The 26,057-nt window shown below is 54.4% G+C and carries 26 protein-coding genes and 1 other RNA gene; 11 read left to right on the forward strand and 16 right to left on the reverse strand.

Annotation, left to right across the window (positions count from 1 at the left end; translation table 11 throughout):
• Positions 1-24 precede the first annotated feature (24 nt).
• Complete coding sequence (locus tag AB0A83_RS05750) at positions 25-816, forward strand: flagellin (RefSeq protein ID WP_150047347.1); 792 nt, start codon at positions 25-27, stop codon at positions 814-816.
• Positions 817-871: 55 nt separating this feature from the next.
• Here the strand turns inward: AB0A83_RS05750 and AB0A83_RS05755 are convergent, their stop codons facing one another.
• Positions 872-1,708, reverse strand: coding sequence for a sulfite exporter TauE/SafE family protein (locus tag AB0A83_RS05755; protein WP_150047348.1), 837 nt, complete (start codon positions 1,706-1,708; stop codon positions 872-874).
• 46 nt (positions 1,709-1,754) lie between these two features.
• Between AB0A83_RS05755 and AB0A83_RS05760 the strand changes: the two genes are divergently transcribed.
• The 7 genes from AB0A83_RS05760 (at position 1,755) to AB0A83_RS05790 (ending at position 9,229) form a co-directional block, all read left to right on the forward strand.
• Positions 1,755-3,005, forward strand: coding sequence for a multifunctional CCA addition/repair protein (locus AB0A83_RS05760; RefSeq protein ID WP_367155662.1), 1,251 nt, complete (start codon positions 1,755-1,757; stop codon positions 3,003-3,005).
• Entirely contained in the window at positions 3,002-3,352 is a 351-nt protein-coding gene (locus AB0A83_RS05765; protein WP_367155664.1) for a DMT family protein, read from the forward strand. The genes AB0A83_RS05760 and AB0A83_RS05765 overlap by 4 nt, the downstream gene beginning before the upstream one ends.
• Positions 3,353-3,474: 122 nt before the next feature.
• Complete coding sequence (locus AB0A83_RS05770; protein WP_367155665.1) at positions 3,475-4,323, forward strand: 23S rRNA (adenine(2030)-N(6))-methyltransferase RlmJ; 849 nt, start codon at positions 3,475-3,477, stop codon at positions 4,321-4,323.
• 4 nt (positions 4,324-4,327) lie between these two features.
• A complete protein-coding gene (locus AB0A83_RS05775; protein ID WP_232056793.1) occupies positions 4,328-4,750 on the forward strand; it encodes a hypothetical protein in 423 nt (140 codons plus the stop codon).
• Between the two features lie 325 nt (positions 4,751-5,075).
• Positions 5,076-6,515 carry a metalloprotease TldD gene (gene tldD, locus AB0A83_RS05780; RefSeq protein ID WP_150047352.1) on the forward strand — a complete coding sequence of 480 codons (1,440 nt, stop codon included), beginning with the start codon at positions 5,076-5,078 and terminating at the stop codon, positions 6,513-6,515.
• 31 nt (positions 6,516-6,546) lie between these two features.
• Positions 6,547-7,878 carry a metalloprotease PmbA gene (gene pmbA / locus AB0A83_RS05785; protein WP_150047353.1) on the forward strand — a complete coding sequence of 444 codons (1,332 nt, stop codon included), beginning with the start codon at positions 6,547-6,549 and terminating at the stop codon, positions 7,876-7,878.
• 271 nt (positions 7,879-8,149) lie between these two features.
• Complete coding sequence (locus tag AB0A83_RS05790) at positions 8,150-9,229, forward strand: phosphotransferase (protein ID WP_367155667.1); 1,080 nt, start codon at positions 8,150-8,152, stop codon at positions 9,227-9,229.
• Positions 9,230-9,331: 102 nt separating this feature from the next.
• Here AB0A83_RS05790 and AB0A83_RS05795 read toward each other — a convergent pair whose 3' ends face one another.
• From AB0A83_RS05795 to AB0A83_RS05845, 11 genes are all read right to left on the reverse strand, one after another.
• Positions 9,332-10,780 (reverse strand): phosphomannomutase, encoded by a 1,449-nt coding sequence (locus AB0A83_RS05795; RefSeq protein WP_150047355.1) that lies wholly within the window; start codon positions 10,778-10,780, stop codon positions 9,332-9,334.
• Positions 10,781-10,896: 116 nt separating this feature from the next.
• Positions 10,897-13,086: a putative bifunctional diguanylate cyclase/phosphodiesterase gene (locus AB0A83_RS05800; protein ID WP_367155669.1), complete on the reverse strand. Its 2,190-nt coding sequence runs from the start codon at positions 13,084-13,086 to the stop codon at positions 10,897-10,899.
• Positions 13,083-13,856 carry an MBL fold metallo-hydrolase gene (locus AB0A83_RS05805; RefSeq protein WP_150047357.1) on the reverse strand — a complete coding sequence of 258 codons (774 nt, stop codon included), beginning with the start codon at positions 13,854-13,856 and terminating at the stop codon, positions 13,083-13,085. The genes AB0A83_RS05800 and AB0A83_RS05805 overlap by 4 nt, the downstream gene beginning before the upstream one ends.
• A gap of 546 nt (positions 13,857-14,402) precedes the next feature.
• Positions 14,403-14,738: a type II toxin-antitoxin system RelE/ParE family toxin gene (locus AB0A83_RS05810; protein ID WP_367155671.1), complete on the reverse strand. Its 336-nt coding sequence runs from the start codon at positions 14,736-14,738 to the stop codon at positions 14,403-14,405.
• Positions 14,738-15,013, reverse strand: coding sequence for a type II toxin-antitoxin system Phd/YefM family antitoxin (locus tag AB0A83_RS05815; protein WP_150047359.1), 276 nt, complete (start codon positions 15,011-15,013; stop codon positions 14,738-14,740). The genes AB0A83_RS05810 and AB0A83_RS05815 overlap by 1 nt, the downstream gene beginning before the upstream one ends.
• 598 nt (positions 15,014-15,611) lie before the next feature.
• Positions 15,612-15,990: a transfer-messenger RNA gene (gene ssrA / locus AB0A83_RS05820) on the reverse strand.
• 47 nt (positions 15,991-16,037) lie between these two features.
• Complete coding sequence (locus AB0A83_RS05825) at positions 16,038-16,472, reverse strand: hypothetical protein (protein ID WP_150047360.1); 435 nt, start codon at positions 16,470-16,472, stop codon at positions 16,038-16,040.
• A 15-nt stretch (positions 16,473-16,487) separates the two neighbouring features.
• Positions 16,488-17,552 carry a uroporphyrinogen decarboxylase gene (gene hemE / locus AB0A83_RS05830; protein ID WP_367155672.1) on the reverse strand — a complete coding sequence of 355 codons (1,065 nt, stop codon included), beginning with the start codon at positions 17,550-17,552 and terminating at the stop codon, positions 16,488-16,490.
• A 58-nt stretch (positions 17,553-17,610) separates the two neighbouring features.
• Positions 17,611-19,140, reverse strand: coding sequence for an AAA family ATPase (locus tag AB0A83_RS05835; protein WP_150047362.1), 1,530 nt, complete (start codon positions 19,138-19,140; stop codon positions 17,611-17,613).
• On the reverse strand, positions 19,106-20,215 hold the full coding sequence (gene aroB / locus AB0A83_RS05840) for a 3-dehydroquinate synthase (protein WP_150047363.1): 1,110 nt from the start codon (positions 20,213-20,215) through the stop codon (positions 19,106-19,108). Before aroB ends, AB0A83_RS05835 begins: the two co-directional genes overlap by 35 nt.
• Positions 20,196-20,741, reverse strand: coding sequence for a shikimate kinase (locus AB0A83_RS05845; RefSeq protein WP_150051816.1), 546 nt, complete (start codon positions 20,739-20,741; stop codon positions 20,196-20,198). Before AB0A83_RS05845 ends, aroB begins: the two co-directional genes overlap by 20 nt.
• Before the next feature lie 515 nt (positions 20,742-21,256).
• On the opposite strand from AB0A83_RS05845, the gene AB0A83_RS05850 reads away from it, so the two are divergent.
• Complete coding sequence (locus tag AB0A83_RS05850; protein ID WP_232056794.1) at positions 21,257-21,991, forward strand: YkgJ family cysteine cluster protein; 735 nt, start codon at positions 21,257-21,259, stop codon at positions 21,989-21,991.
• 42 nt (positions 21,992-22,033) lie between these two features.
• Here AB0A83_RS05850 and dinB read toward each other — a convergent pair whose 3' ends face one another.
• The 4 genes from dinB to AB0A83_RS05870 form a co-directional block, all read right to left on the reverse strand.
• Complete coding sequence (gene dinB / locus AB0A83_RS05855) at positions 22,034-23,119, reverse strand: DNA polymerase IV (RefSeq protein WP_150047365.1); 1,086 nt, start codon at positions 23,117-23,119, stop codon at positions 22,034-22,036.
• 4 nt (positions 23,120-23,123) lie between these two features.
• Complete coding sequence (locus AB0A83_RS05860; protein ID WP_150047366.1) at positions 23,124-23,426, reverse strand: DUF4389 domain-containing protein; 303 nt, start codon at positions 23,424-23,426, stop codon at positions 23,124-23,126.
• Positions 23,427-23,430: 4 nt separating this feature from the next.
• On the reverse strand, positions 23,431-24,450 hold the full coding sequence (locus AB0A83_RS05865; protein ID WP_150047367.1) for a DUF2333 family protein: 1,020 nt from the start codon (positions 24,448-24,450) through the stop codon (positions 23,431-23,433).
• A 96-nt stretch (positions 24,451-24,546) separates the two neighbouring features.
• Complete coding sequence (locus tag AB0A83_RS05870) at positions 24,547-24,816, reverse strand: YcgL domain-containing protein (protein ID WP_190303259.1); 270 nt, start codon at positions 24,814-24,816, stop codon at positions 24,547-24,549.
• 85 nt (positions 24,817-24,901) lie between these two features.
• Between AB0A83_RS05870 and AB0A83_RS05875 the strand changes: the two genes are divergently transcribed.
• Together AB0A83_RS05875 and AB0A83_RS05880 are read left to right on the forward strand one after the other, a co-directional pair.
• Positions 24,902-25,483 (forward strand): lysostaphin resistance A-like protein, encoded by a 582-nt coding sequence (locus AB0A83_RS05875; protein WP_367155675.1) that lies wholly within the window; start codon positions 24,902-24,904, stop codon positions 25,481-25,483.
• A gap of 9 nt (positions 25,484-25,492) precedes the next feature.
• Complete coding sequence (locus AB0A83_RS05880) at positions 25,493-25,957, forward strand: hypothetical protein (protein WP_150047370.1); 465 nt, start codon at positions 25,493-25,495, stop codon at positions 25,955-25,957.
• Positions 25,958-26,057: the final 100 nt, after the last annotated feature.

The raw sequence follows: 26,057 nt of genomic DNA on the forward strand, positions 1-26,057 counted from the left end.
CCGTTTCTTGTAGGAGAGGTTGTCATGTTGTCGCCTATTAGTCACAATTCCCTGGATAAAGCGCAAAATTTGCTTTATACCAATATGCAGCGCCTAAGTTCCGGAAAGGCTATCAATTCAGCCGCGGACAATCCCGCCGGACTAGCCATTGCCAATGCGTTTACCAGTCAACTCGGCGGGCAGCAACAAGCGATCGGCAACATTGCCTCGGGCTTGTCGTTGACTGAAATTGCGGGCGGCGGGGCCGGCCAAATCACCGATAATCTGCAAAGAATTCGCGAGCTGACCGTGCAAGCCGGTAGTGCCGCGTTGTCCGCCACCGACCGGCAGAGCATTCAAGACGAAATCGACAACCTTAGTCAAGGCATAGACAGTATTGCCAACAATACCCAATTTAACGGCCGGCAGTTGCTGGACGGCAGCTTTTCCGGACAAGTCCAGATCGGTCCGGATTCCGGCGATACCTTGGAGTTGAATCTCGGTGATTTGACCGGTTCCGGCTTGGGCATTTCGGGCTTGGACGTAAGCAATGCCGGTAGTGTCGGCACGGCGTTGGATAGCATAGATTCCGCAATCGGTCGCGTTAGCGATCTACAAAGTACGCTAGCGGGAACTTCGGCCGGCTTGAGTTCGAATTTAGCCAACCTGCAAAGTAGTTATCAAAGTTTGGCGCAAGCGCGTAGCCGTAGCCAAGATACCGATTATGCTCAGGCGAGTTCCGATTTGAGTAAGGCTAGGGTTAATAATCAGCTGGCGGTTTACGCCGTGAAACTTTATCAGGATAATCAAAAAGCCGGTGCGTTAATTTCCCAATAAGCTCGGACGCGTTCGTTAGGTAGGATAGGTGTTTGATAGGGAGGCTCAGAATGGCCTACCATGCCATTTTTACTGCAATAAGCAGCAGAGTTACTCCGAAATAGCGCTTTAGCGTATCGGCAGGTAATCGATGTGCCCATTTTGCGCCGACAGGGGCCGAAAAAATGCTGGTGGATGCGATTCCGAACAATGCCGGGATATAAACGTAGCCCCAAAAACGTCCGTTTGCGGCGTTTTCGTTTCCCCAACCCAACAGCACATAACTGAAAGCCGCCGAATACGCGATAGGCAGCGTGCAGGCGGACGAAGTGCCGACTGCTTGTTTCATCGTGGTGCCGCAAGCGGCTAAATAAGGGACGGTCATGGTGCCTCCGCCGATGCCGAGAAGGGCGGAAACCGCGCCTATCGACGTCCCGGCCAGAATGTCCAAAAGTCGAGTCGTGCGAATAGGCTGGGTGTTTGCCGGCGGTGCGCTCAGCAAGCGTTTGCCGGTGACTATCAAATAGCAGACAAACAACCAGCGTAATAGCGTAGCGCTCAGATAGTGGGCGATTAATGCGCCTAACGATGCGCCGACAAACAATGCCGGGGCAAGCGCGGCGACCCGCGGCTGTAGAATATTGCCCAGCTTATGGTGAGTGGCCACCGAAGAGAGCGAGGTCAGGGTTGCGCTGGCCAGCGAAGTGGCTACGGAGATCAGCAAGGTGTGCTCGACGGCGAATCCCTGTGCGATCAACAACCAATTCAGCAGCGGCACGATCACTACTCCGCCGCCCAAGCCGAATAGACCGGCGGTAACGCCCGCTAATACGCCTAGCAACATACAGGCAAAAAAGACTTCCACTCGATAAACCGTTATCCGAATAAGCACAGCGATATGATAGCGAGTCATTTATACTGTGCACTCTTTAAATCCACCAATTAGTGGGTCTGGCTTCATGAAAATTTATCTAGTCGGCGGTGCGGTACGCGATCGTTTGTTGGATTATCCGGTTAGCGAGCAGGATTGGTTGGTGGTCGGGGCCACGGTTGGCGAAATGCTGGAGCGAGGTTACCGTCAAGTGGGGAAAGACTTTCCGGTTTTTTTGCACCCGGAAACGCAGGAAGAATACGCATTAGCCCGTACGGAACGCAAAACTGCGCCCGGCTACCGGGGATTCAGCATCAACGCGGATTCGGACGTGAGCTTGGAAGAAGACTTGCTCAGGCGCGATTTGACCATCAATGCGATGGCGATAGGCGACGACGGCGAGTTGATCGATCCGTTTAACGGCCGTTCGGATTTGCAACAGCGGGTATTGCGCCACGTATCGCCGGCTTTCGGCGAGGATCCGGTGCGGATTTTACGGGTGGCGCGCTTTGCCGCGCGCTATGCCCATCTAGGTTTCGTTGTCGCGGAGGAAACCCGGCAGCTCATGCAAGACATGGTGACCGGCGGCGAAGCCAACCACTTGGTGCCCGAACGGGTTTGGGCGGAATTGTACAAGGCCTTGAGCGAAAGGTCGCCGGCCGCTTTTATCCGGACCCTGCAAGATTGTCATGCGCTACCGACCATTTTTCCGGAAATACACGCTTTGTTCGGCGTACCGCAGCCGGCCAAATATCATCCGGAAATCGATACCGGTGTGCATAGTCTGATGGCGGTCTCGCAAGCCGCATTGTTATCCGATAAACCCGAAGTGCGTCTGGCCGCCTTGCTGCACGATTTAGGCAAAGCGGTTACCGATCCGGACAAATGGCCTAGCCACCACGGTCACGAGCGCCTGGGTTTGCCGGTATTGGATCGGTTTTGCGAGCGCTTGAGAGTACCCAAGGCCATCAAGGGCTTATGCGCGCAAGTGATGGAATACCATACGCTATGTCATCGGGCTTTCGAACTGCGGGCCGATACCTTGACCGACATGTTGCAGGCGCTTGGCGCTTTCAAGCCGGCAACGCAGTTACAGGACTTTCTGCTGGCCTGCGAGGCTGATGCGACCGGTCGGACCGGCTTCGAACAAGCGCCTTATCCGCAAGCCGCATACATCCGGGCCGCCGTCGAAGCGGCGCTGGCCGAAGATACGCGTACCGTGATGCAACCCGGTTTGAAAGGACCGCAAATCGGTCAGGCCATCAAAAGCATGCGGAGACAGGCGATCAACAATTTCAAACAACATTATTCCCGGAACCTATCCATCCGCCACGCATGAATCCGTTTTTTATTACCGTCGGCTTATTGACCTGCAGCAACATTTTCATGACTTTCGCTTGGTACGGACATTTAAAAGCTCTACAGCACCAGCATTGGCTTTGGGCGGCGCTGATCAGTTGGGGATTGGCTTTGTTCGAATATTTGTTGCAGGTGCCGGCGAATAGAATCGGCTATACGGCGATGAACGTCGGTCAATTGAAAATCATCCAGGAAGTGATCGCTTTGACCGTGTTCGTGCCGTTTGCCATGTTCTATCTGAAAGAACCGTTCAATAGGAATTATCTCTGGTCAGGCTTGTGTTTGCTGGGGGCGGTTTATTTCATATTTCGCGCCAAGCCGCTTTAAGGCGATTGTCTTTCACTAATGACGCCCGGCTGACCGGTCTGTGTAGTCGGACAAAAAAGACCTGTCATTCGGGGTATTTTTCGCCGAAAATCGCACCATCCACCTAAACGCCGTACACCCCCATGCTTAGTTATAGACACGGTTTTCACGCCGGAAATTTTGCGGACGTGCTCAAGCACAGCCTGCTCGCTTTAGCGATTAGCGCGTTGAAACGTAAAGACAAACCTTTTGTGTACATAGATACGCATGCCGGGGCGGGTAAATACGCTTTTAAGTCCGAGTTTTCCCAAAAAACCGGCGAATACCAACAAGGAATCCAAAAGGTCTGGGACGAGGCGCAGCCGCCGGCGGAGTTGGCGGCTTATTTAGCGGCGATACGGGCGGAAAATACCGGGCGTCGTCTGCTGCGTTACCCGGGATCGCCGCAATTGGTACGCCGTTTGATCAGAAATCAAGACCGGTTGCAATTATCCGAATTGCATACCAGCGATTTTCAGGCCTTACACGAATTGTTCGTTGCCGATAAGCAAGTCAGCGTCTCGAAAGAAGACGGTTTGGAAAAATTGGCAAAAAAATTGCCACCCATTCAAAAGCGCGGCTTGGTGTTTATCGATCCGAGTTACGAAATCAAAAGCGAATATTCCCGGGTCATCGAAACGCTGGAGCAAGCCTACCGGCGCTTCGCCACCGGGATATTCGTCTTATGGTATCCGGTGATAGACCGCGACGTTACCGAGGCCATGCTGAAGCGCATGCAACTTAGCGGCATACCCAAGCAATTGCGCATCGAGCATTGCGTGGCCCCGGACGGCGCTTGGTCCGGGATGACGGGTTCAGGCATGCTGTTCATCAACCCGCCTTGGTTGTTGCTGCAGCAGGCGGAAATGCTGTTGCCGTGGTTGAACCGGGTATTGACGGACGGTCAAGGAACTTGGACGATAGAATGGTGGGTTCCCGAAAAGGTGGGATAGCTAGGTGAAGAAATACGTCGATCTATTAGTAGCAGGGATGGTTGCGCTGGCGGTGGTGTTTTACGACGTCAGTCTGGAATTGATCGCCGAATTGCTGCACTTGTTGCTGGAGACTCTGCACAATATGTTCGAATTCCTCGAATTGGCGATAGAACATACGATAGAGCATGCGTTTCACACCGAGCACCATACCAGCCAGATCATCACGTTTTACATTCTGGTTGTATTGGGCATTGTTTTGCTCCGCTGGTTATGGCGGGTAGTGCCGCATTGGTATCGCGGTATGCTGCGGGTGGTCCGTCAGACATGGATAAGGCGAAAAATCGAAATGGAAATCTATTGGTTGTCTCTAACTTTAAGGTACAAAATCACCTTGATTTGTACGGCATTAGGCGTTGCTTACTTAGCGTCGTTCTTCGTCATGTAACCAGTGGATAAGCGTAGCGGCGAACCGGAGCTTTTCTGCTTTATTCGAGCGCGCTTGGCGCGGCCGGCTATTAACGCTTTAAAAAATCTCCCGTCAATATTTCCGCAATCCGCCGATTCGGGTTAGGATGACGGCTGAAATCAACCCTTGGCATTTGTCTATTTCAACCATTGCCGACGCAATTTTGGTTAGCGTTTATGACAAATGCTTAGGGATTAACGCGCAAAAGTCGTTGCTTGCCTGGGGGAGCCCTAGACCGGCCGGAATGCAGCCCAACCAAGCGTCATCCCGTGGCTTATGCCAATATTTACCGAATTAATCGAACATGCCTTTATCAGAACAAGTCAAACAGTCCATCCTGGGGGTTAGCGGCCTCGATACCCGGGACGTAGAGCGGGTCATGAATGCATTGCTCAGCGCGCCGGTCGATGCGGCGGATATTTATTTTCAATCCAGCCATTTCGAATCGTGGTCTCTGGAAGGCGGAATAGTCAAAGAAGGTACGCATTCTATCGAACGCGGTGCCGGAGTCCGGGTCGTCAGCGGCGATAAAACCGGCTTCGCTTACAGCGACCTCATAGAACTGCCCATCCTGTTGGAAGCGGCTAACAATGTCAAAGCGATCGTGCGGCAAGGCCAAACGGCCAGACAGCATATTCAGACTCCCGCCGGCTGGCCGCAGCTTTATCAACCGTTCAATCCGTTGCAGTCTTTAGACGATCAAGCGAAAATCGATTTGCTGAAGCGCGTCGACGCCGAGACCCGCAAACTGGACGAGCGCATTGAAGAAGTGATGGTTAGTCTGGTAGCGGCTTACGATCATATTCTGGTGGCCAACCAGGACGGCTCGCTGGCGGCCGATATCCGCCCGTTGGTTAGGATGAACGTCAGCGTCATCATGGTCGAAAACGGCCGGCGCGAGCAGGGCAGCATGGGCGGCGGCGGGCGTTGCGATTACCGTTATTTTTTAGACGGCGATAAAGCTTTTGAATACGGCAAAGAGGCCGTGCGTCAAGCTCAGATCAACTTGCAAGCCGGCGATGCGCCCGCCGGCAACATGACCGTGGTACTCGGCCCGGGATGGCCGGGTATTTTGCTGCACGAAGCCATAGGCCACGGCTTGGAAGGCGATTTCAACCGCAAAGGCACCTCGGCGTTCAGCGGCAGGGTGGGAGAGCGCGTCGCGTCCGATTTATGCACCGTGGTAGACGACGGTACTATTCCGGGCCGACGCGGTTCCTTGAGCATAGACGACGAAGGTACGCCCACCGAAAATACCGTGCTGATCGAAAAAGGCATCCTGAAAGGCTACATGCAGGACAAGTTAAACGCCAGGTTGATGGGCGTCAGACCGACCGGCAACGGCCGCCGCGAGTCGTACGCCAATTTGCCCATGCCGCGCATGACCAACACCTATATGTTGCCCGGCCAAAGCGATCCGGAAGAAATCATCCGTTCGGTCAAAAAAGGTTTGTACGCCCGTAATTTCGGCGGCGGTCAGGTGGACATCACCTCGGGCAAATTCGTGTTTTCCGCCAGCGAAGCGTATTTGATCGAAGACGGTAAAATTACCCGGCCGGTCAAAGGCGCGACGCTAATCGGCAACGGCCCCGACGTATTAACCAAGGTATCCATGGTAGGTAAGGACATGCAGCTGGACAGCGGCGTTGGCACCTGCGGTAAAGACGGGCAAAGCGTGCCGGTCGGCGTCGGCCAACCTACCTTGAAAATTGACGGCTTGACGGTTGGCGGTACCAGCCTGTAGCCGATGGCAACGCATCACAAGAGATAAGACATTGCAAAATCGGGATGAGATAGAGCGTTTGAAATGGGTGGTTCAACAGTTGTTGGACGAAGCGCAACAACAAGGCGCCAGTTCGGCGGAAGCGGCATTCAGCGTAGACAACGGCTTATCGGTGACGGCCCGCTTAGGCGACGTCGAAACCATTGAATACCACTGCGATCAAGGCATAGGGGTGACGGTGTATTTCGGTCAGCAAAAAGGCTCGGCCAGCACTAACGACGTGTCCCCGGCTTCGTTAAAGGAAACGGTCAAAGCGGCTTGCAGCATAGCCCGCTACGCCAGTCCCGACGAATATGCCGGCTTGCCGGATTCGCAGTTGTTGGCGACCGAGTTTCCGGATCTGAATTTATACCATCCCTGGACATTGGATGCCGAAAAAGCAATCGCGTTGGCGATCGAATGCGAAGACGCCGCCAGACAATACGACACGGCCATCAGCAATTCGGAAGGCGCGACGGTCAATAGCCATCAAGGCACCCGGGTATTCGGCAACTCGCTGGGTTTTTTACAGGGTTATCAATCCAGTCGCCATTCCATCAGTTGCGCCGTATTGGCCGGCAGCGGCGATGCGATGCAACGCGATTATTGGTACAGCGTGGCCCGCAATCCGGCACTGCTGGAATCCCCGAAGCTGGTCGGCGAAAAAGCGGCCAAACGCACGGTGGCGCGCATGAAAGCTCGCAGTCTCAGCACCCGGCAATGTCCGGTGCTGTTTGCTCCGGAAATGGCCTCCGGCTTGATCGGTTCGCTGTTAGGCGCGATTAGCGGCGGCAGTTTGTACCGTAAATCCTCCTTCCTGTTGAATAGCCTGGATACTCAAGTCCTGCCCGACTTCGTCCGCATCCACGAACAGCCCTTGCTGGTTGGCGGCATGGGCAGCGCTAGCTACGACGCTGAGGGTGTAGCGACGCGAGCCCGCGATATTGTCTCCGACGGTATCGTACGTTCTTATATTTTAAGTACGTATTCCGCGCGCAAGCTGGGTATGCAAACGACGGGCAATGCCGGCGGGGTACATAACTTGATTGTCGAGCCCGGCGGCAACGATTTTGCCGCGATGTTGAAATTGTTGGATAGCGGCTTGTTGGTGACCGAGCTGATGGGCCAGGGAGTAAACCGGGTGACCGGCGACTATTCGCGCGGTGCCTCCGGGTTTTGGGTGGAAAACGGCGAAATTCAATTTCCGGTGCAGGAAATCACGATTGCCGGAAACTTGAAGACCATGTTGCGTAATTTGGTCGCGATCGGCAACGACGTAGACATGCGCGGCAACATCCGGGTCGGTTCTATCTTGTTGGAGCAAATGGCTGTCGCAGGCGAATAGCGCTCATCCACCCGCCGACGGGGGCGCCTTTGCCCCTTGCGCGTCAGTTGCCGGAAATCGCGAAAACTTCCCCGTGTAAAATCACGTAAAATGCCTGTCCGCCTTGCGGATGGGCGTTGTCGGCGGACGGCTTGGTCTGCCTAATTCCTTCCATTCGCTGCGACGATACTGCCACAAGTACGTTTGGAACGATACAGGATCGGCGGGTTTCATTTTATTCATCATAGAACTACCGCCTGGGGTTCGGTTTAAAAAGATAGATAGCGATTGCATGAAAGACCTGAATACGCCGATTCTGTTAAGTGGCCCCGGCGACGTATCGCTGCCTTGGGCGCAACGCATTGTCAGCCGCTATGCCGGCCAAGCTAAGGTCAAAGCCGTCAATCTGGCGTCCGTAGACGTGGGCACTTCGACCCGGTTACGGATAGAAGTCGACCACGACGCGCCGGAACTGCTGCCGCAGCGATGGTTCGTCAAAACCCCGTCTCTAGCCTGGAAGTCGCGCGCGATCACCGCATTGCCGCGCTTTCTGCATAAAGAAGTTCGCTTTTATCAGCGATTGTCTGGGCACATCCCGCTGAAAATGCCGCGCATACTCGCGGCCGAAAGCCGGTTTGGCAGAGGATCCATCTTGGTGATGAGCGATTTGGCCGAGCATGACTTCCGGCCAGGGCGTGCCGCGGATGCCTTGTCCGTCGAACAAGCCCGCTTGGTGGTCGGGCATTTGGCGAAATTGCACGGACGCTATTGGAACCGGCCGGCAGTGTTGCATCAGCATCGTTGGTTGAACGGTTTTTCCCAGCAAGTCGAACACTCCATGGGCGCTTTGCTGGCGGTACCGTTGATGAAACGCGGCTTGGCCCGGGCGGGCGGGTATGTGGTTACCGGCTTGCATAAACCCGCCATACGCTATGCCGCCAATCGGCGCCGCTATAAACGCCTACTGGCAAACGAACCGATGACGCTGGTGCATTACGATTGCCATCCCGGCAATATTTTTTGGACAGACCGCGAACCGGGCTTTTTGGATTGGCAGTTGGTGCGTTGGGGAGAGGGGGTAGGCGATATTGCGTATTTCCTCGCTACCGGTTTGCAACCCGAGCTAAGGCGAGCGCACGAGCGCAGCCTTTTACAGCATTACGCTGCCGAGCTGGAAAGTGCCGGCGTGGGTGCAGTCAACGATAATGCCTTGTTTCGTCGCTATCAAGCGCATTTGGTCTACCCGTTCGAGGCGATGACGGTTACCTTGGCGATAGGCGGCATGATGCAAGCCGAAGCCAATCTGGAGCTCGTTCGCCGCACGGCGATAGCCGCCGCCGACCACGACAGTTTCGCAATCCTGGAGCCCTGATCTCAAGTCTCGATTACTATGAAAGTCATTGTGGGAGCGACGAGGCGTCGCTCCCACCGAAAAACTTTCATTTGCTGGGGTGATGCCGCTTTTTCATGCGCGTTACGCAGGCGTTTGAATTTTGGTTGCGATGCGTTGCAAGCTGGACACCACCAGCGCTTGAGCCCTTTCGACCTCGTCCGCTTCCGCGTAACAGCGCAATTCCGGCGCGTTACCGGATGGGCGTAAATGCACGATTTCCCCGTTTTCGAAGGTCAGGCGCAGCCCGTCCGTAGTGTCGCGCAGCATGACCTGTCCCATCGCGTCGCCCCAAATTCCCCGGTAGGCCTCGCTGTCGCTTTGCAGGGTCGCCAAAAGCGCTTGGCTGCTGGCGGTGGGCAGGTTTTGTATTCTATCGCTGGCGGTAAAACGCTTGGGCAGGGTTGCGCTCAAGGCGGATAGCGGCAGGTTTTGCGATTTGGCCATGGCCAATAATGCCAAGGCCGGCAATAGCGAATCTCGGGTCGGCAAGGCCGCCAGCGCTCGGCCGTTGACCTTCAAGCCGGGGCCGGCCAAAAAGCCGCCGTTGGCTTCGAAGCCGGCGATGCCGGCATAGCCCTCAGCTTGCGCTTGTGCCATGCCGGCAATCACATACGGCGAGCCGATGCGGGTGCGGATAACCTGGTCAAACAATGCGCTGGTTTCTATCGCCGTGTTGCAACTGACCGGAGTTACCACGCAATCCGCGGATAAATAATGCGCACATAACAAGCCGACGATATCGCCGCGCAGCCAAGCGCCGGTTTCGTCGGCGATGAGCGGTCGGTCGCCGTCGCCGTCGGTGGAAATAATCGCATCCAGTCCATGTTCGCGCGCCCATTGCCGGCCGCGTTGCTTGTCGTCCTCGCTAACCGCTTCGGTATCGATAGGGACGAAGACCTCGGTACGGGCTAAGCCCAACACTTCGGCGCCCAGCGAACTCAAGATGTCTTTCAAGCAATCGCGCGCGACGCTGGAGTGTTCGTAAACGCCTATCCGCCAGCCTTGCAACAATTCGCACCCGAATACATCGAGATAGCGTTGCCTGAATAAGGCCAAAGCTTGCGGATTGGCGGTTAGTTGGGGGAGGAGGTCCGGCTCGGGCAATTGCACGCGGGCGCGGCTGATTGCCGCTTCGTCCGCTTTGCTGATCTCGCCTTCCGGACGGTAAAACTTAATACCGTTACGGTCGAAAGGGATGTGGCTGCCGGTGACCATGACGGCCGGCATGTTGTGGGCGAGCGCGTAATAGGCCAAGGCCGGGGTCGGTAGGGCGCCGCAAAAATCGACTTCGCAGCCGGCCTTTAGGATGCCGGCCGCACAGGCTTGGGCTATCGCCGGACTGGACGGGCGCAGGTCCATACCCAACGCAATCTTTCGACCCGGAGCGGCCAAATCCAAGCCTTGCAAAAACGCTAATGTGTAGGCGGCGCAAACCGGCGCGGTCATTTGCGTTACCAAGCCGCGGGCACCGCTGGTGCCGAAGGCTACGCCGCTATCGGCCATCAGTTGTTGAATGTCTACGCTGGTCATGTGATCGAGTGTGCTTGCCGTATGTGGTAAAAACTGCAGTTTACCCTGAAAACAAAGCGCATGCGTCGGCTAAGTCGCTGCAGACAACCCGCTGCGGTGGTTGTCGGCGTTAGGTTTTAGCCGCGACGGTGCAGTTTAAAATCGGGTGAAGGCGTGTAAACCATATTAGGGCGAGGCAATGCGATGTGATAGCCCTGGGCGTAGTCTATGCCCATGTCGCACAGCGCGTCGAAGATCGCCTGATTTTCCACGAATTCGGCGATGGTGCGGATGCCGATGTCCTGGCACAGATTGGACAAGTTGCGTACCAAGGCGTAGTCGACCTTGGTCGTCAAGATGTTGCGGACGAAAGCGCCGTCGATTTTGACGTATTCGAAGCGTAGTTCGCGCAGGTAGTGGAAGGAATTGTAGCCGCTGCCGAAGTCGTCCAGCGCGAAGGCGAAGCCTTTACGGCGTAGATTGGTCAAAAACTGGCGCATATTGGTCATGTCGCTGATCGCTTCCCGCTCCAGAATCTCGAACACGATGCATTGCGGCGGAATATTCAATTGGTGGCAGAGTTCTTCCGCGTAGCCGAGTATGCCCCGGCCTTGGATCTGCTGGGCCGAGATGTTGATGAACAATTTGCTGTCGCGTTGGCTCGGGTCGGCGAGAAATTGGCTTTTCGCGGCGAAGGCCTTGCTGATGATGGCGTGGTCCAAATCCCGGCTCAGACCGTATTTTTCGATCGTCTCGATAAACATAGCGGCCGCGACGGTGCTGCCGTCGGTTTCTTGCAATCTGGCCACGGTTTCGTAGGCATACACATTACCGGATTTGCAATTGATGATGGCTTGGAAATAGGGGGAAATGCGGCTGGCGCGCAAGGCTTCGCGCAAATGTTCGGCATGGTCGCGGCTGTTGCGGCTGCTGGACAATTTGGCCGGCAATGCGTCTACGGTGCTGACCCCGTCCTTGCCCATTTCCTTGGCGTGGTACATCGCAATATCCGCGCCGGACAGCAAATCGTTGATGCTGACCGCGTCGACCGGATAGCTGACCACCCCTATCGATACCGTGACGTGATAGCGCTTGCCGTCTTCCGAGCTCAGCGTCAATTCGCGCAGGCTGCGGCCGATGTTGTCGGCTACCACCATGGCGCCGGGCCGATCGGTCTCGATCAAAATAACCGCGAATTCGTCACCGCCGATCCGGGTCGGCAAATCGCCCTTGCGCAGATGCGAGCGCAGTACCTCGGCAATCGCGCACAAAGCTTGGTCGCCGGTCGGATGGCCGTAGGAGTCGTTGACGTCCTTGAAATTGTCCAGGTCCAGCAGCAATAGCGAAAACGCGTGATTGTGCCGCTCCGAGCGGCCGATCTCGTATTCCAGCATCGCGTTGAAATGCCGGCGGTTGTACAGGCCGGTCAACGGGTCGTGCATCGAATAGTATTCCAGCTCACTCAAGGTGCGCGACAGTACTTTGCTGGAGCCGACCACCATCACCATCACGGCCAGTATCGAACGAATCACGCTTTCTTCCTGCGGGGTCAGATTCTTGTCCGAGGCATAGGCGACCCCGAGTAGGCCGGCCAGTTTAGGCGCGTAATCCGGTACCGACACGGTCAGTAGATGAACCTGGGAAATGGAACTGACCGTCGATGCGGACGGAAGCATGAATTCCTCGAAATCCAGCGGCGTGTCCTGCGGCAAACCCAAGTCGGTCAGCATGCGGCCACCCAGCATTTTTGCCGCTTCGCGGCGCACCTCGTCGGTATAGTCGCCCAAATAATACAAATACAGCGACAGGCCGTGTTCCTCGGCGAAAGCGATGAAGAAAAAATTGAACGGGAATATGGCGTGAAAATCGACCAGGATTTCCTGGACGAAGTCCTTCCACTGAGCGACCCGCTCGTGTGACAGAATAATCCGTTCCAATACCTGGCTTTGCCGTTCCAGCAGGTCTTTTTCGATCAGGGTGGTCGATAGTTGATTGATTGCGTGGTTGGCGCGGCTCATCAGCGAGCGCAGGTGATCCGAACCGGCCTGCCATTGCCGGCTGCGTTCGTTCAGCAATAGTGCCAACGCGTCGTCCAGCCTGCCGCAGAATTCGCCGGTATCCGCCATCACGCTGCTTAATTTATCGAAATCGCGGCTGCCCATCGCTTGCCGCAGGCCGGACATGATTTCGTGATGGATGTTTAGGGTCAGTTCCCAAACCCGATTGCCGTATTGCTGGGTACGGGTTTGGCTTTCCAGCAGCGAGGCCAAATGGTTGGCGATCTCCAGGCGCAGTTGTTCCAAATGGTTGGTTTGCGGCAAGGTCATGACCATTCCTCGGGGAAGCGTCCGCCGCTTTGCATTAGATCGATACCGCAGGGTAAATCTTTGAGCCAGGCCAGAAAATCTCCGACCGCCGCGCCGCGGTAAATAGGACCGTGCTGCGGCGCCAGCATGGCTATGTCCAGCTCGGCGATGGTGTCGAGCCAACAGCGTATCGCTTTGTTGGAACACATATAACGTTGGTGAAAACCGCGGATGTAAGGAATGTGCGCGGCAAAATCGTCGACGAAGGGCCGGTCGTCGTCGGCCGGCATCATCGCCGCACCGATGTCGCCGGTGAACAACACCTTGGCGACAGGATCGTAAACATTGATTTGGCCCTCGGAATGCAGGAAATGGGCCGGCAGCAATTGCAATTCGAACCCCGGCGCGATTTCGCAGATTTGGCCGACGTCGGGGATGCCGACAAAGCGGCTCATGTCCTTCAGGCCGTAGTGCGGCAGAAAACGCATCCAAATCCGCGACACGTAGACGTTGGCTCGGCAAATCTCCAGCCAAGTGGCCAGACCGCCGACGATGTCGGGGTCCTGGTGCGACAGAATGATGGCGCGAATTCCATCGGGGCCGACGTAGCGCAGCATTTCCGCCAACACCCTGGGCATGACGCCGAATCCGCCGGGATCGAGCAATACGCCGTCGTCGCCTTGCATCACCAAATATTGATTGGAACGGATGCCGTTTTCTTCACTGGAATCGCTCTCGTTCAACAACAAGAAACGGTGCCGGTCGGAATTGAATAAATGAATGTTGCGCATGGAGCTGAAGGTAAACAAATTCGATTGAACGGAATGCCGGGATAAGGCAATGGGCTGGGAAGTGTATCGGAAAAACCTTTTCCGCCCTATAGAAATTGTCCATGGAAAACAAAAATTGCCGCGTCATCGCAAGAATTGCGCTTTGCGTAGGAAGTTATTGAATTTACATCAGAAGCGTCGGAACAAGGTGGGCGATAGATGCTCGGATGTTCCGCTCAAGCCCGGGTGCGAGGTTGGGTGAATTTGCCTAATATCCTTATCGGTTCTTGTCGTGTCGATCAGGCTTTAAAACGGCGGGTGTGAGCGCTTTACAGGACTAAGTTACAGTCCCCGGGTGGTCAAGTGGGAGCAAACAGGTTGAAGGTAAGCGGCGGGCAAATTGGCATTGTTAACCGCCAAATTGCCGCCATTCAGAATCATGATTTAAGAATAAATTTTTTTAAATCAATCTGTTATTTGGTGGCGGCGGGGATTGAACCCGTGGCCGTTCCTTGCGAATCAACCATTTATTGCTTACCTTTGTCTTTTTTGTGTCAAATCTCTTGGTTAATGACTCAGTAGTCTGCGAGCCAACAAGGCTTGCATATCTCTTCTACCATCCACGATCAGCATAATATAAACGCTTTGCCCTTTCACTCGATAAATCACCCGATAGGGCTTAAAAATTACTTGCCGATATTCCGTAATGCCTAGCGAGATTAGCTCTTTGGGAAATGAGCCGCGCTCAGGAAACTGGGCAAGGTTTTCAACGGCCTCCATCAAACGATCCAGCACATTGTCGGCACTTGTTTTCGAATCAAACTCGGCGATATAGTTGTAAATTGCTTCTAAATCCTGTTCTGCGCCTTTGGTCAGTAGCACCGCGTAATCAGGCTCTACCATCAGTCGGTTACATGTTTGGCGCGAAGTCGAGCCGCTACATCGGCAACCGGTATAACCTGGCCTTGTTCGATTTCCTGATTACCTAATGCCAGAATTTTCAATAGTGCTAGAGTTTCTTGCGTTTCTTCATAGGATGCAACATCCTGAAGCACCGCTTTCGCCTCACCGTTTTGAGTAATAACCAACGGTTCGCGTTGCTCTGTTAGCAGAGCTAGTACCTCAGCAGCATTAGCTTTTAAGTAACTGATAGGTTTTACTTGAGAAGAAAAGCGCATAATTAAGTCCTAAGCGTATTGTGGACTTAATTTAGTCCTTTTTTGATCTACATGCAATTCATTTGCACATAATTGGCCTTGCGAGAGTACGGAGTCTTACCGGCGGTTAGAGTACGCGCAGGGGTTGGATGCTTAATGACAACAAATTTTGCCAAATTCTATCAATAATCTTGGCTGATAGCGGTCACCGGCAACAGTCGGCCAATTTGAGACATTCAGGCAGTGAAAATATAACCTCTTTAGACGTCCGGTCACTGTTAGTTACCAGACATCTACTACCCCATTGTGAGGCTGAATTAAAAGCTGGTTTGAGACGGCCGGACACAATTAATGTATATGACATTCTCGGCGGTTTTACGCAGCGGTTTCTACATGCAGTTTTCAAGCGCTTACGTAATAGCGAGCCAAGCACGTTTCCTTATGCTGCAGTTGCTGGGGGCATCTGATTTAATGTCTTGAGCGTATGCCCCCGGATATGCACCCAAAATTGCCTGGATGTGGGGGGAATTTTCTCGGATGTTGTTGGACGAAGTATAAACGAAAAAGCCCGCGTAATGCGGGCTTAGTGGATTTTCGTGGACTATCTTGGATGGTAAATTGGTGGAGGCGGCGGGGATTGAACCCGCGTCCGCAAGCACTCCGCCACAAGCTCTACATGCTTATCCCGCGCTTTTAATTTAACGGTTGACTACCCGTCGGGCCAAGAGGATCAACCGCGATTTCGATTGGATTTAACGCTTTTAGCTCCGAACAAAGCCTTGGCGCGATCTTATGTAATATGATCCCTGAGCGCCCCCGAGAGGACTCCAAGCGCATAAGGACACTTGGTCAGAGAAGTGGTGCAGGTTTTAAGCTGCTAAAGCCACTGAGTAGTTTTCGTCGTTTGCGAATACTTTTTTTCAGTAGGTTTTACGAGCGGTACTGTGCTCGGCATGCACCTGAGGTTTTGCTACCCACGTCGAAGCCATGTCGCCCCCGGTGTCGCTATTGTATCCAATTTCGATATGAAGTGGGGCGACATTTTTTAGCGTTGCAACTGTTTGGTTTGTGCGAGTAGGGTTTTCAAGTCGACCGAGAATTTTTGCCGGGCGATGTCGCCTACCGTCCCGGTGTAGCTTCGCTGCAGGTATAAGTCCACTCCACATACTTTGCCTATCATGGAGCAGCGTCCGCTGATGCCGAATTCACCGGCGGCCAATCGATAGGTGAGCGGCACGCAGTCGTTTCGCAATATTGCTCCGCCGACTATGAAGTCTGCTCGTTGGTCGAATGCATCGTAATCCAGGGTTTCAGGTATTAACGCCAAGTGGGCCAATAGGATAGGTGTGTCGTTCAAACTGCCGAAAATATCGCAATAGGCCTTGGCCAACCGGGGTAGCAGCCAGTCGGCTAACGCTCGGTAACCCAAAGGACCGGCTGTTTGAGCGGCGAAGTCTTGCAAACCGTGGAAACGCTTCATCCGCTCTTTGACATGTTAACGGTGATAGTGCGGGCTTAGCTCATGCACGGCGTCGACCATGGCGGCTACGTGGGCCGGGTCGATGTCGGGCAGTATGCCGTGACCTAAATTGAACACGTGGCCGGAACCTTGGCCGTAGCCTTGCAAAACTTTGCCGACTTTCTCTCGGATGACGGCCGGTGGCGCATACAGCGTCAATGGGTCCATATTGCCTTGCAAAGCGACTTTATCGCCTACCCGTATTCTTGCTTGGCCGATGTCGGTTTGCCAATCCAAGCCCAGCGCGTCGTAACCCGTATCCGCCATGGCTTCCAGCCATAGGCCGCCGCCTTTGGTGAACAAGATGGTGGGAATAGTGCGGCCGTCGTATTGCGTGTTCAAGGCTTGTCTGACCCGTTGTGCGTAACTTAACGAAAATTCCAGATAATCGGCGTGGCTCAATGCGCCGCCCCAGGTGTCGAATACCATGACGGCATCCGCGCCGGCCGCGATTTGTGCGTTCAGGTAGACGGCGACCGCTTGAGCGGTTTTATCCAGCAATTGGTGCATCAAGGCAGGCTGCTCGAACATCAAACCTTTGACTTTTTGAAAGTTTTTGCTGCCGCCGCCTTCCACCATATAGGTTGCCAAGGTCCACGGACTACCGGAAAAACCGATGAGCGGCACTCTGCCGTGTAGGTTGGTTTTGATCAAGCGAACGGCGTCCATTACGTAACGAAGCTCGGTTTCCGGATCAGGTATCGGTAAGCGTGCCACATCGGCCGCACTCCGTACCGGGCGGGCGAATTGCGGGCCTTCGCCTTCGGCGAAGGATAAGCCTAAACCCATGGCATCCGGTACGGTCAGAATGTCGGAAAACAAGATGGCGGCGTCGAACCGATAGCGGTCTAGCGGTTGCAGGGTCACTTCGCAGGCCAATTCCGGGTTGGTGCAAAGTTGCATAAAACTGCCGGCTTTGGCGCGGGTGGCGCGATATTCGGGCAAATAGCGTCCGGCTTGGCGCATCATCCATAGCGGCGTACGTTCGACGGGTTGTTTTAACAGGGCGCGAAGGAATAAGTCGTTTTGTAAGCTAGTCATGAGTTTGCTGGAAGGTTGGTGCTGCGAGAGGTCCGTCTCGCCGGTTAGGAAAATGCGGTCATTTGCGCCGGCTGTCTTTTTGTATGGCTTTCATGCGCTTGATGACGCCGGCTCCGAATTCGGCCGGCATCTCGGCTTTGGCGGTCATGGCCTCGCCGGCGGTAGCAAATGCACCGTAGAGCAGCACGTATTTTTCCTGGCCGGCCTTACCGATGGGGTAATATTTCAAATCGTTGGCATAGTTGGCGTATTTGCGCAAGAAGCGGTCTACGGCGTTGCGGCTGGATAGCACCATGATTTGCACGGTGTAGAAATCGCCCGGCTGTTCGTGTATCCAAGCGACGTCGCCGATTTCCGCCGATTCGGCGGAACCGGGTACTTGACTCGAGCTTTCTGCTTCGACCGATTTCGGTTCGGCCGGTTTTTCCGGTTTGGATTTGTCCGTGCCGGTTTTTGCGGCGGCCGGTTTTATCGGTGCCGGGGTGACCGGCGGGGTCGCGGTTTGTTGGTTGCTCGTCGGCAAAGCCGCGTCAATGGCGCTTGTCGGCTCAATGGCGGTGGGGGTTGGGGGTTGTTCGCTGGCAGCGGCTGGCGGATTGTCCGGGGTAGCGTCGGTAATTTGCGGTTTGACTACGGCCGGGACGGGAAGCGGGTCAAGCGCTATAGTGGCTGCGGGTACGGGAATCGCTTCGGGTCGGTCGCCGGGTAATGGCGGCGGCGAGAGCGATTGATTGGCCGTGATGGGGAGCGCCGCTTGCTGTGCGGTTTGCGGACTAACCGGTTTGTTAGCGTCGCGAATGAATTGACCCCGCCATTGATAGCCTAGCGCGGCTAACGCCATGCTAAGGCCTGCAATCAGCAGCATTTTTCCTTTGCGCTGTTTTTGCAAACGCCGCATTTTCGGTAATTCCGCGACTATCCGCCCCGGAATGCCGTGGGTTTTGTTCAGCAGTTTCTCGACCAGCTCGTCGGTGACATCCGCGTATGAAAGGGCATATTGCCCTTGCGCCGATAAATTTTGCAGATAAGTTAGGCATTGGCGATGGTTTAGCGGCGGCAGTTCGATGACGTGGCAGGCGTCCAAGCTCGGCTCCGTCGCGGTTTTCGCGTCAAATTCGTCGTGGCGCATGGCCAATACCAAGCGCAGGCCGGCCAGTGAATCGGCAAAACGAAGTAATTCGCCTATCAGTCCGGGAACCAGCGTGCCGGCATTGTCGACGATTAAGACGGCTTTGTGCTTGGAACAATAGGCTTTAAGGCGTGACAAGTCGAAGCGGTCGTCGGCGCTGCCGGGTATTAGACTGGCGTCCAGTTGCGTGGCGATGGCTTCGAAGCTCAGGCGCTCCGAGCCTTGCAACAGGCAAATGGGCCAAATTCCCTTGCAGCTGTCTTGCAAGGTTTTTAGCAATGTGGATTTGCCTATGCCTTGGGGGCCGCAAACCACCAAGGACTTGTGTAAATTCGTGAGTAAGTGAATCAACAAGTCCAGCTTTTGCGATCTGTCGATAGAAATCAAGGCGTGTTCGGACGCCTGTTTGTCCCGGATCGGCTTTTTAACGCTGTAAGTTAGATGGTCGTGATCCAGCATACTCTTCCAGCGTGGCTTTAAGCGGCGTCAGGTCGACATTGACCGGCAAAGTGGCTCTACCCGGCGTTTCCAACAAAATCACCCGTATTTTGCCGTCGACATTTTTTTTGTCGACCGACATCAAATCGATGTATTGCTCGGTCGTCATATCGCTAGGCGGATCAACGGGTAGGCGTGCGGCTTGCAAAATCGCGATTATCCGCGCAACTTCGGCGTCGTTCAGCCAGCCCAGGCGGCGAGACAAATCCGCGGCGAAACAAGTGCCTATTGCTACCGCTTCGCCGTGCAGGTAATTGCCGTAGCCGCTGCCGGTTTCGATGGCGTGGCCGAAGGTATGACCCAGGTTTAGCGTGGCGCGCACCCCGGTCTCGAATTCGTCTTCGCCGACCACTTCGGCTTTGTTAGCGCATGAGCGCTCTATGGCGTAGGCGAGGGTAGGCTTATCTCGCGCCAATAATAATGGCATGTTGGCTTCCAACCAGCTTAGAAATTCCGGGTCGCGAATCAAGCCGTATTTGATGACCTCGGCCAATCCGGCCGACAGTTGCCTGTCGTCCAAGCTGTCCAGCACATCGGCATCGGCGATCACGCATTGCGGCTGGTAGAACGCGCCTATCATGTTTTTGCCCAATGGATGATTGACGCCGGTTTTGCCGCCCACCGACGAATCCACTTGGGCTAATAGGGTGGTGGGGATTTGGATGAAGGCGATACCGCGTTGATAGCAGGCGGCGGCAAAACCGCCCATGTCGCCTATCACGCCGCCGCCCAGCGCAATCAAGGTTGCGTTGCGGCTGAATTTCTTTGCCAGCAGGGCATCGAAGATTTTTTCCAGATACGCAAGGGTTTTGAATTGCTCGCCGTCGGGCAATATCACCGTTTCCACTTGATGGCCATCGGCCAACGTAGCGGCGATTTTGCCGGCGTACAGCGGAGCGACGGTTTCGTTGCTGACGATGACGACTTGTTTGGAGCGGATGTGGCGGGCTAATAGTTCCGAGTTGTCCAGCAGCCCGGAGCCGATGTAAATCGGATAGCTGCGGGCGTCGTTCAGCTCAACTTGCAATACGTTCATATTGTTCCAACGCAGCTTGGTATTGCTGCAAAATGGTTTTGACTATGGTTTTACCCGGCAGTGCGCCGGAGTCGATTTTAAAGTCCGCGCATTCCATATATAACGGTTCGCGTTGCGCCAAAAGGGTTTGCAAGCGTTGGCGCGGATTATCGGTACGCAATAGCGGCCGTTGCGTGTCGTGCCGGGTACGGTACAGAATTTTATCGATAGAACAGTGCAAATATACGACGAATCCGCTGTTTTTCAGGGCTTCCCGGTTCTCCGGTTTGATCACCGAGCCGCCGCCGGTCGCCATCACGATGCCGCTGAGGCTGGTCAAATCCTTGATTACGGCTTGTTCGCGCATGCGGAAGCCTTCTTCGCCTTCGTACGAAAAGATGGTCGGGATGTCGACGCCCATGCATTCTTCGATGACTTTGTCGCTATCGAAAAACGGACGCTGCAACGCTTTCGCTACCTGCTTGCCGATAGTGGTTTTGCCCACCCCCATCAAACCGATCAAATAAATGTTCGCCGGATGCTTCATGTCGTGCAGTGCTGAGCGTTTAAAGCTCGGCATTATATGCCTTTTTTCGAATTGGCCGATAGTGCGGCGGCAGAAGCGACGGATATGCCAACGTCGAGTCGGGCAGGCTCTTACGCACTAATCTCGCGGTGTATAGCGCCTGCACAGCATTAAGTAAACAATTGAATATCGCTCGACATCTTAAACCGTTTAGAGCGGCAGGAGGCTGCCCGGGAGAAACGGTGGCCGGCGTCGTCTAAGCACACTTTGCCGCTTGGTTTTTAGCCTTAACGCTTGTTAAAGATGGGCTAAGGTTGTGGGTTTCGCATCCCTAGCGCATCTTTGCCTGCGGTTGGCGGACGTTGGCAGTCGCTTTGCATCGGACAGAAACTGGCTAAACAAAATGACAAAATATTGATCAGGATCAAATAGCAGGATGATCCGAAACGCGAAAATGTGATTTTTGCCTGTTTTTCCGCTCGACGGAACGCTCGGCACCATAGTGCGCGGCAACCGGCTAAAACCCGAACATGCTTATGAACGAATCAGACTATCTTGGATTTTTTGCCGCTCAACATCAGGCATTTGCCGACACTCTTGCCGTCCGGCGCGGACAAGCGGACTTGATTGACGGCTTATTATCCCTGGCTTTCAGCAGTTTCGACGGCAACGTGGAAGCTGAAAGCGCAAACCACCCGCCCATCGCTTGCCATAAAGGCTGTGCCACCTGTTGCACATTGCGGGTTACCGCTTCCGCTCCGGAAGTGTTGCTGGTAGCCCGCTTCATCCGTTGGCAAGATCAACGCGACCCTGCTTCCAACCTTGGCAAGCGGGTCATCAAGGCCAATCAAACTACCGTCGGCCTCGACGAAGCCGCCAGAGTCAAATTGCGCAAAACCTGCCCATTTATCCGCCGCGGCGCTTGCGGCATTTATCCGGTACGGCCGTTGGCCTGCCGCGGCCATGCCTGTTACGACAAGCGTGCGTGCAACGAAGCCGCGGCCGGCCGCATCGCCGAAATTCCGTTATCTTACCCTCACCGCAATTTCCGTAGCTTGATCCAAAACGCTTTGCAATCCGCTTTGCGTGATGCCGGCTACGTCTGGGATTTATACGAACTAAACAGGGCTGTGAGCTTGGCCTTGCAACAGGAAAACAGCGAATCGGCTTGGCAAGCCGGAATGGATCCATTCGCCGAAGCTGTGGTGAACGACATCGGCCGCGAAGAAATGGCCCGCACCTTCGATACGCTAAAGCGCTATCAAGCTTAATGGCAGGATGATACGCATTTTGCGTCTCCTCATGGATCAGTCTTACAGGTTAAACAAATCCAGCTGCCGATAAGCTTGCACAGTAGGTTCGTTATTAAGGCCGGACAAAATAACGCCTAACAAGCGCACCTTCTTACCTACGAAATCGGTGGACGACAATAAATTGGCCATCAGCTCGTAGGTGGCGTTACAGTCGGTCACGGGCTCGCTTAAGGTGCGCCCGCGGGTGATTTGTACAAAATTCTGATATTTGATTTTGACGGTCAAGGTGTGCGCCGACAACCGATTGTCCGCCAGTTTTTGCAAGGCCTGCTGCAGCAACAGTTTCAATTGCTCCAGTATCACCTCCGCATCGTCTATGTCTTCTTGGTAAGTCATTTCCACACCCACCGATTTGCGCTCCCGGTGCGAGTTGACGATGCGCTCGTCGATGCCGCGGGCGATCCGGTAATAATGCAACGCGGCTTTGCCGAAATGCTGTTGCAACACGTGCAGAGGGGTTTGTTTCAACGTCAGGCCGTTGGTTATACCCAAAGCTTGCATCTTCTTTTCGGTGGCGGGACCTATACCGTGAAATTTGCCTATCGGCAGCCGGTCGATAAAATTCTGGGCTTGCTCGGGCATGATCACGTGCAGGCCGTCCGGCTTGTCCAAATCCGATGCCAACTTGGCTAAAAACTTGTTGTACGACACGCCGGCGGATGCGGTTAATTCGGTCTCGCGCTGGATGTCGAGCTTGATTTGCTTGGCCAACCAGGTGGCCGAGCCCTGAAAACGCCGGCTATCGCTAACGTCCAAATAAGCTTCGTCCAGCGACAAGGGCTCTACGCAATCGCAATAACGGATGAAAATACGGCGTATCTGTTCCGAAACCTGACGGTAAACCTCGAAACGAGGCTTGACGAAAATGGCTTGCGGGCATAGCCGGTACGCGTGCGCGGAGGGCATGGCCGAATGCACGCCGAATTTGCGGGCTTCGTAACTGCAGGTGGCTACCACCCCGCGCGAATCCGGCCTACCGCCGACGATAAGCGGTTTGTTGCGGTATTGCGGGTAATCGCGTTGTTCGACCGCTGCGAAAAATGCATCCATGTCGACGTGGATGATTTTGCGCAGTGGCTCGGACATGGTTTTAGGAGGGGTCGGACGACTCCAGCTCGGCGGTCAGATTCCAGTCGGAGAACGGAAACGGCAGTTTGTCGGTATTGAAGGTCAAAAACAACAGGATATGGTAGTGATAAGTCGATAAATTGCGGCCGAAACCCAGGATGTTGGGATTCACGGCTCCGGTCAGCAAAACCGAACCGACTTGTAACAACACCACCAACCAAATCAATAGCTTGACCATGCTGTCTATCACCGCGTAGATCAGCATGAAAATAATGCGCTTCCAGGTTTCGATTTTCTTCAAATTGTCGTTCAGCATTTCTTGCACGGTTTTAACCTCTATTCATCACGTCGCGCAAATCCAGGGCCGCCGCATTGGCCCGGGCAATATAATTAGCCATCGCCAAGGAATAATTGGCGAACAAACCGAAACCGTCGCCGTTCAGCACGACCGGGCTCAGCGTAGGCGTCAAGGCGTTTTCCAAGGCTTGGATCATATTGTCCAAGGTGTTCATCGCCCGTTTGTCCAACAAAATGTCGGAAAAATCGTGCTTGATCGCTTTGAGAATGTGCAGCAAGGCCCAGCAAGCGCCGCGGGCTTCGTAGAACACGTTATCGATTTCCATCCAGGGGGTTTGCCCTATCGTCGGCATGTTAAAGTCGACCGGATTGGACGGATCGCCGTGCGCGGCACCGGAAAATTTGTCGGTACTGGCCGCCAAACGAGTGGACAAACCGCCCAAGCGTTTGATCACCACTTCGGTGTACTGCCACAAATTGTCGGCGCGGGAGTGAAACTGAGCCGGACGCGAGGTGGAAGACGGATTTTGCAGGCGTGACATATAGTGATGCAAAGCATCCACGCCTTTGACGTATTCGGCTTCGGTAGACGGCAATGCCCACGAATTGTGTTCGTAATAAAAATACGGCTCGGCTTGAGCCAGATCGGGGTCCTCCGCCGACTGCGATTGGTCGCGGGCAAAATGGTTGCGCAAAGCCGTGGTCGCATCGCGCAACATCACCAGAGCACCGTACTCCCAGTTTTGGATGTTGTCGCAAAACAAACCGGGAGGAGCGACGTCGTTGGTCAGATAACCGCCGGGCTTGAATAAAATCACGTCGGCGATGTGCGCCAGCGTGTTGGCATACACGTAGCCGATAGGCATTTGATCCGTGTGAGTCACGTTCATACGCTCGATCGCTTCGTCTTGCACGTTGAAGATATTCGGCTCGCGGCTCCACCACTCGCCCAAAACCAGCATCACGATAGCGACAACGCCCACCAACGTACCAAACCCCCAGAGTATGCCTTTAGACTTGGCGTCCTCGTAAGCATGCGGATTCTCTGACATGTATTGCGTATCCTAAATGTACTATTAAAATTGTGAGCTTATTACCGCTTTTATCGCCGGGTATGGTAGCACGGTTTACCGCGAAGACATCCCCATTCAATGCAGATTACGGCCGGATTGCTCCCAACCCGCCGCAGACATCGGCGGCATTTGAATGAAAAAGCCGTTATTCAGCAAACCGGCCATTACTTTTTGTACATCTTCCCGGGCCAATTTGCGCTCGGCATTCAGCTCAAGCTCCATTACGAAACTCAGCCGACCGAAATCGGCTAATAATTGCGCAGGCAGCACCGAAAAGTCGTCTTTGTCGCGCAAATATAAATACAGCTCGTCTTTTTTAGCGCTCTTATATATAAAACAATGCATTACCGTTCTCCTTGTCATAATTGCTGCCAATTTTACCGGTTTTTAGCTAGAATTTTGCTCCGCTCATCCTCTAATTCTGTAAGCCATGCAACCTGCCGCACCCGATAGCTTTTTTCGCTTAGCCTGTTGGTTCGAAGGCGCACTAATACCGGTTGCCGTGCTGGTCGGTCGGATTACCGACATAGATCCCTTCGCCGAACTGAATTTCGCAGAATTGGCTTTGTTTAACGGCGCACTGTTGACCCTGCCCTTGTTGCTGTTGTTTTGCCTGTTGCAACAATTGCCCTTCCCATCGCTACGACATATTCGCGAATTGCTGCTGGAAACCTTGGGCTCCAAATTACACCAGCGGCATTGGACCGACTTATTCATCCTGGCCTGTATCGCCGGTTTTTCCGAAGAGCTGCTGTTTCGCGGCACACTGCAACCTTGGCTGGAATACAAAACCAGCCCGGCTACCGGCTTGCTACTGAGCAACGCCATGTTTGCGCTAGCGCACGCGATCACTCCGCTTTATGCGGTATTGGCTATGCTGATGGGGATTTATCTGGGCATGAGCCTGGATTACAGCGGCGAACGCCAGCTGCTGACGCCCATCGCGATACATACTTTTTACGATTTTTTCGCTTTTTTGATCATTATCCGCGACTATCGCCGCAGCTTGTGAGATTTCCATATGCCGTCCTACTCCGCCCCGCAGTCCATGACGCCGCACTGGCTGGTATGTGCCATGATGCTGACCTCGCTGGCCCTTTACAACCTACTCTGCCACTTGTTTGCAGAGCAAATCCGCGTCGGCAACTTACCGGAAGCGGACCGGGTTTTGATCCGCACCGTATTGTACGTGTCGGCTATTGTGTTGTTTCCGCTCACTAATCTGATTCGCCACGTTCTGCTGCGCCTCAATCAAACCATGCCCGGCCCGACCGACGCACGGCAACGCTATTTCACCACCATCGTCGTCACCCAGGCGATGATAGAAATCGTTAGTACCTTCGGTTTGGTGATGTTCGTATTGGGCGACGATTTCAACACACTGTATATTTTTACTCTGCTGGGTGTAGTCGGCATTTATTTACACAAGCCCAAAATCGAAGAATTGGCAAGCATCCAAGACGCACTATCCCATCGCGCCGGCTAATCCGGCCGCAAGGAAGGCACGGCTTTCGGCATCTGCGGCTTAATTTACTCGCCGCAACCGACCGGACAGCGGCGCTTTCCTGCTTCGTCGCGGCGTAAGC

The organism is Methylomonas sp. HYX-M1, assembly GCF_040741385.1.
Taxonomy (GTDB): Bacteria; Pseudomonadota; Gammaproteobacteria; order Methylococcales; family Methylomonadaceae; genus Methylomonas; species Methylomonas rhizoryzae.